Annotated in this window: 6 protein-coding genes; 5 read left to right on the top strand and 1 reads right to left on the bottom strand. The window is 60.7% G+C overall.

Annotated features, from left to right (window positions below):
- The first annotated feature begins 144 nt into the window (after positions 1-144).
- The 5 genes from epd (at position 145) to fba (ending at position 4,356) form a co-directional block, all read left to right on the top strand.
- Positions 145-1,197, top strand: a complete 1,053-nt coding sequence (gene epd, locus QMX86_RS27445; protein ID WP_071173875.1) for an erythrose-4-phosphate dehydrogenase — start codon at positions 145-147, stop codon at positions 1,195-1,197.
- Positions 1,198-1,209: 12 nt separating this feature from the next.
- Positions 1,210-2,373, top strand: a complete 1,164-nt coding sequence (locus tag QMX86_RS27440; protein ID WP_016772785.1) for a phosphoglycerate kinase — start codon at positions 1,210-1,212, stop codon at positions 2,371-2,373.
- Positions 2,374-2,407: 34 nt separating this feature from the next.
- Positions 2,408-2,629, top strand: a complete 222-nt coding sequence (locus QMX86_RS27435) for a hypothetical protein (protein WP_016772786.1) — start codon at positions 2,408-2,410, stop codon at positions 2,627-2,629.
- A 57-nt stretch (positions 2,630-2,686) separates the two neighbouring features.
- Entirely contained in the window at positions 2,687-3,019 is a 333-nt protein-coding gene (locus QMX86_RS27430; RefSeq protein WP_282387601.1) for an MliC family protein, read from the top strand.
- A gap of 272 nt (positions 3,020-3,291) precedes the next feature.
- On the top strand, positions 3,292-4,356 hold the full coding sequence (gene fba / locus QMX86_RS27425; RefSeq protein ID WP_008081027.1) for a class II fructose-bisphosphate aldolase: 1,065 nt from the start codon (positions 3,292-3,294) through the stop codon (positions 4,354-4,356).
- On the opposite strand, the gene QMX86_RS27420 is transcribed toward fba, so the two are convergent.
- Positions 4,320-4,521: hypothetical protein (locus QMX86_RS27420; RefSeq protein ID WP_282390427.1), on the bottom strand; the 202-nt coding region annotated here is incomplete at its 5' end. The genes fba and QMX86_RS27420 overlap by 37 nt on opposite strands.

Genomic DNA, 4,521 nt, shown 5'->3' with positions numbered 1-4,521 from the left:
CGTTGTGTGGCCCGGGCTGACGCCTTCGCGAGCAGGCTCGCTCCCACAGGGAAATGCATTTCCCTGTGGGAGCGAGCCTGCTCGCGAAAGCGTTGGTTCAGGCAATATCGCACTGCATGATTCACCACGGTAATCGAGAACCCCATGCCTCAACCGCGTCCCTACAAAGTTGCACTCAACGGCTACGGCCGCATTGGTCGTTGCGTCTTGCGGGCGTTGTTCGAGCGCGGCGCGCAGGCCGGGTTTGAAATTGTCGCGATCAACGATCTGGCCGACATGGCCAGCATCGAATACCTGACACGCTTCGACTCCACCCACGGCCGCTTTCCCGGCGAAGTGCGGGTTGAGGGCGATTGTCTGCATATCAATGGCGACTGCGTGAAGGTCCTGCGCAGTGCCACCCCTGAAGGCATCGATTGGGCGTCGCTGGGCGTCGATCTGGTGCTGGAATGCTCCGGCGCTTACCACACCCGTGCCGATGGCCAGCGTTTTCTCGATGCCGGCGCGCCGCGTGTGCTGTTCTCGCAGCCGATGGCCAGCGAAGCGGATGTCGACGCTACCATCGTCTACGGCGTCAATCAGGACTGCCTGACCGGCGACGAACTGCTGGTGTCCAACGCCTCGTGCACGACAAATTGCGGCGTGCCGCTGCTGCGTCTGCTCGATCAGGCGATCGGTCTCGATTACGTGTCGATCACTACGATTCACTCGGCGATGAACGATCAGCCGGTGATCGACGCCTATCATGACGAAGACCTGCGCCGCACGCGTTCGGCGTTCCAGTCGGTGATCCCGGTGTCCACTGGTCTGGCACGCGGTATCGAGCGCCTGCTGCCGGAACTTGCCGGGCGAATTCAGGCCAAAGCCGTGCGCGTGCCGACAGTCAACGTGTCCTGCCTCGACATCACGATGCAGACCGCCACCGCGACTGACGCCAACGAGGTCAACCGGATCCTGCGCGAAGCCGCCACCAGCGGCCCGCTCAAAGGCCTTCTGGCCTACACCGAGTTGCCGCACGCCAGCTGTGATTTCAACCATGACCCACATTCGGCCATCGTCGATGCCAGTCAGACCCGTGTTTCCGGCCCCAAACTGGTGAACATTCTGGCCTGGTTCGACAACGAATGGGGTTTTGCCAACCGAATGCTGGACGTTGCAGACCACTATCTGCAAACAGCAACTTCAAAAAAACCGTAGGAAGTGCGACCCATGACCGTGTTGAAGATGTCCGACCTCGATCTGCAAGGTAAGCGCGTATTGATCCGCGAAGACCTCAACGTCCCCGTCAAGGACGGTGTTGTCACCAGCGACGCGCGCATCCTGGCTTCGCTGCCGACCATCAAGCTGGCCCTGGAAAAAGGCGCGGCAGTGATGGTCTGCTCGCACCTGGGCCGTCCGACCGAAGGCGAATTTTCCGCCGAGAACAGCCTGAAACCTGTCGCCGACTACCTGAGCAAAGCGCTCGGGCGCGAAGTGCCGCTGGTGGCTGATTACCTCGGTGGTGTTGAAGTCAAGGCTGGCGACATCGTGCTGTTCGAAAACGTACGCTTCAACAAGGGCGAGAAGAAGAACGCCGACGACCTGGCCCAGCAGTACGCGGCCCTGTGCGACGTGTTCGTGATGGATGCTTTCGGAACTGCTCACCGCGCCGAAGGTTCGACCCATGGTGTCGCCAAGTTCGCCAAAGTCGCCGCTGCCGGCCCGTTGCTGGCCGCTGAACTGGACGCACTGGGCAAAGCCCTGGGCGCACCGGCCAAGCCAATGGCGGCCATTGTTGCCGGCTCCAAGGTCTCGACCAAACTCGACGTACTCAACAGCCTGAGCCAGATCTGCGATCAACTGATCGTCGGCGGCGGCATCGCCAACACCTTCCTCGCTGCCGCCGGCCACCCGGTCGGCAAGTCGCTGTATGAACCGGACCTGCTCGACACCGCCCGTGAAATCGCGGCGAAAGTCAGCGTGCCGTTGCCGGTTGACGTCGTGGTCGCCAAGGAATTTGCCGAAAGCGCTGAAGCGACTGTGAAGTTGATCGCTGACGTCGCGGCAGATGACATGATTCTCGACATCGGCCCACAAACCGCGGCCAACTTCGCCGAGCTGCTGAAGTCGTCGAAAACCATTCTGTGGAACGGCCCGGTCGGCGTGTTCGAGTTCGATCAGTTCGGCAATGGCACCAAAGTGCTGGCCCAGGCCATTGCCGAAAGCTCGGCATTCTCCATCGCGGGCGGTGGCGACACCCTGGCGGCGATCGATAAATATGGCGTGGCTGAGCAGATCTCCTACATTTCCACCGGTGGTGGCGCGTTCCTCGAATTCGTCGAAGGCAAGGTGCTGCCTGCCGTTGAAGTCCTGGAAAGCCGGGCCAAGGCCTGAGGCCGTCCGTTTGGCCAGGCAAAGGAGTGTTCACATGGTCAAGTCGTTAGCGCTGTTGTTGCTGACCGGTACGCTGGCGGCCTGCGGGAGCACCCCGAAGGCTGACGCCACGCCAGCACCGAGCGAGCCGCAGAAGGGCTGTTACCAGGCCGACTGGCAGGCCGAAACCAACCCGGTGCTGAACAAGCGCTCGGGGCCGGACGGTCTGGATAAATACGAGACGCAAACCCCGGTCAAGGAACATGGTTGTCCTTGACGGGTCTGACTCTTTAACTCAGGGCTGGCGGCATGCGTCGTCAGTCGAGGAACACGGATGAAAGGCTTGATCGCCGTTGCGGCGTTGGCATTGTTGGGCGGTTGCGCGCAGTTGAATATGTTTCAGTCGTCGGCCCCGGCAGACAACTGGACGACCTGGACCTGCGACAGCCAGGCCAAGGTGTTGTGGCGTTACGCCGATGCCGGCCAGAAGGAAGTCGACGTTCGCCTCGGCGGCGGTGATCAGGTCTATCGACTGAAAGAAGAGCCGGGCGCCTCGGGCACGCTGTACAGCGATGGCATGCTGGCGTTTCACGTCAAGGGTGATGAAGGCCTGGTGTACTGGGTCGCCACCAATGACCTGATTGGCCGTGGTTGCAAGGCCGAGTAATTGACACAACACAGATCCAATGTGGAAACCGATCCAACTGTGGGAGCGAGCTTGCTCGCGAAAGCGGTGGATCAGCTTGCATCAATGTTGAATGCCAAGACGTATTCGCGAGCAAGCTCGCTCCCACAGGTGTTCTGTGTCGTTCAGAAGATTTTGGTAACACCGAATCACCAGACCGGGCCTCAACCCCCGATCTGCATTAACTTGAATAGCCGCCGCCGCTCCGGCAGGCTGGCACGATCAACGACCCTCAACCGGGAGAGACACACACAATGGCACTTATCAGCATGCGCCAGATGCTGGACCACGCAGCCGAGTTCGGCTACGGCGTTCCAGCCTTCAACGTCAACAACCTTGAGCAGATGCGCGCCATCATGGAAGCCGCTGACAAGACTGACTCCCCGGTGATCGTCCAGGCTTCGGCCGGCGCCCGCAAATACGCCGGCGCACCATTCCTGCGTCACCTGATCCTGGCGGCGATCGAAGAATTCCCGCACATCCCGGTGTGCATGCACCAGGACCACGGCACCAGCCCTGACGTCTGCCAGCGTTCGATTCAACTGGGCTTCAGCTCGGTGATGATGGACGGCTCGCTGGGCGAAGACGGCAAGACCCCGACCGACTACGACTACAACGTCCGCGTTACCCAACAAACCGTGGCCATGGCCCACGCCTGCGGCGTTTCGGTAGAAGGCGAGCTGGGCTGCCTGGGTTCGCTGGAAACCGGCATGGCCGGTGAAGAAGACGGCATCGGCGCCGAAGGCGTTCTGGATCACAGCCAGATGCTGACCGACCCGGAAGAAGCCGCTGACTTCGTCAAACGCACCCAGGTCGACGCCCTGGCCATCGCTATCGGCACCAGCCACGGCGCCTACAAGTTCACCAAGCCACCAACCGGCGACGTGCTGGCGATCGACCGCATCAAGGAAATCCACAAGCGCATCCCCAACACCCACCTGGTGATGCACGGTTCGTCCTCCGTGCCACAAGAGTGGCTGGCGATCATCAACCAGTACGGCGGCGACATCAAAGAAACCTACGGCGTCCCGGTTGAAGAGATCGTCGAAGGCATCAAGCACGGCGTGCGCAAGGTCAACATCGACACCGACCTGCGCCTGGCCTCCACCGGCGCCATGCGTCGCCTGATGGCGACCAACCCGAGCGAATTCGACCCACGTAAATTCTTCGGCGCCACCGTGACAGCAATGCGTGACGTGTGCATCGCGCGTTACGAAGCGTTTGGTACTGCTGGTAATGCTTCGAAGATCAAACCGATCTCGCTTGAAGCGATGTACCAGCGTTATCTGAAGGGTGAGTTGAACGCGAAGGTCAACTGAGCCTGAGTGTTGAGCTGATTAAAAAGAAACCCGCCGAGGCAGACTGTGTGAAAACGCACTGACGGCGGTTCCAGCAAACGCCCCGACTTGTTCGGGGCGTTTGCTTTTGTGCTCACAGCAGACGAAAAAAGGCGTTTCAGCCCATCAGCGCCATCATCTGGCGCA

Source organism: Pseudomonas sp. PS01270 (assembly GCF_029959775.1).
In the GTDB taxonomy this organism is placed as follows: domain Bacteria; phylum Pseudomonadota; class Gammaproteobacteria; order Pseudomonadales; family Pseudomonadaceae; genus Aquipseudomonas; species Aquipseudomonas atacamensis.
Note: the sequence above shows the minus strand (reverse complement) of the source record. Positions and strands in the feature narration are given on the sequence as shown.

What these genes read in the sequence shown, in the direction of transcription:
- QMX86_RS27435 (WP_016772786.1), top strand. Translation starts at nt 2,408, where the DNA reads ATGGTCAAGTCGTTAGCGCTGTTGTTGCTGACCGGTACGCTGGCGGCC.
- epd (WP_071173875.1), top strand. Translation starts at nt 145, where the DNA reads ATGCCTCAACCGCGTCCCTACAAAGTTGCACTCAACGGCTACGGCCGC.
- fba (WP_008081027.1), top strand. Translation starts at nt 3,292, where the DNA reads ATGGCACTTATCAGCATGCGCCAGATGCTGGACCACGCAGCCGAGTTC.
- QMX86_RS27440 (WP_016772785.1), top strand. Translation starts at nt 1,210, where the DNA reads ATGACCGTGTTGAAGATGTCCGACCTCGATCTGCAAGGTAAGCGCGTA.
- QMX86_RS27430 (WP_282387601.1), top strand. Translation starts at nt 2,687, where the DNA reads ATGAAAGGCTTGATCGCCGTTGCGGCGTTGGCATTGTTGGGCGGTTGC.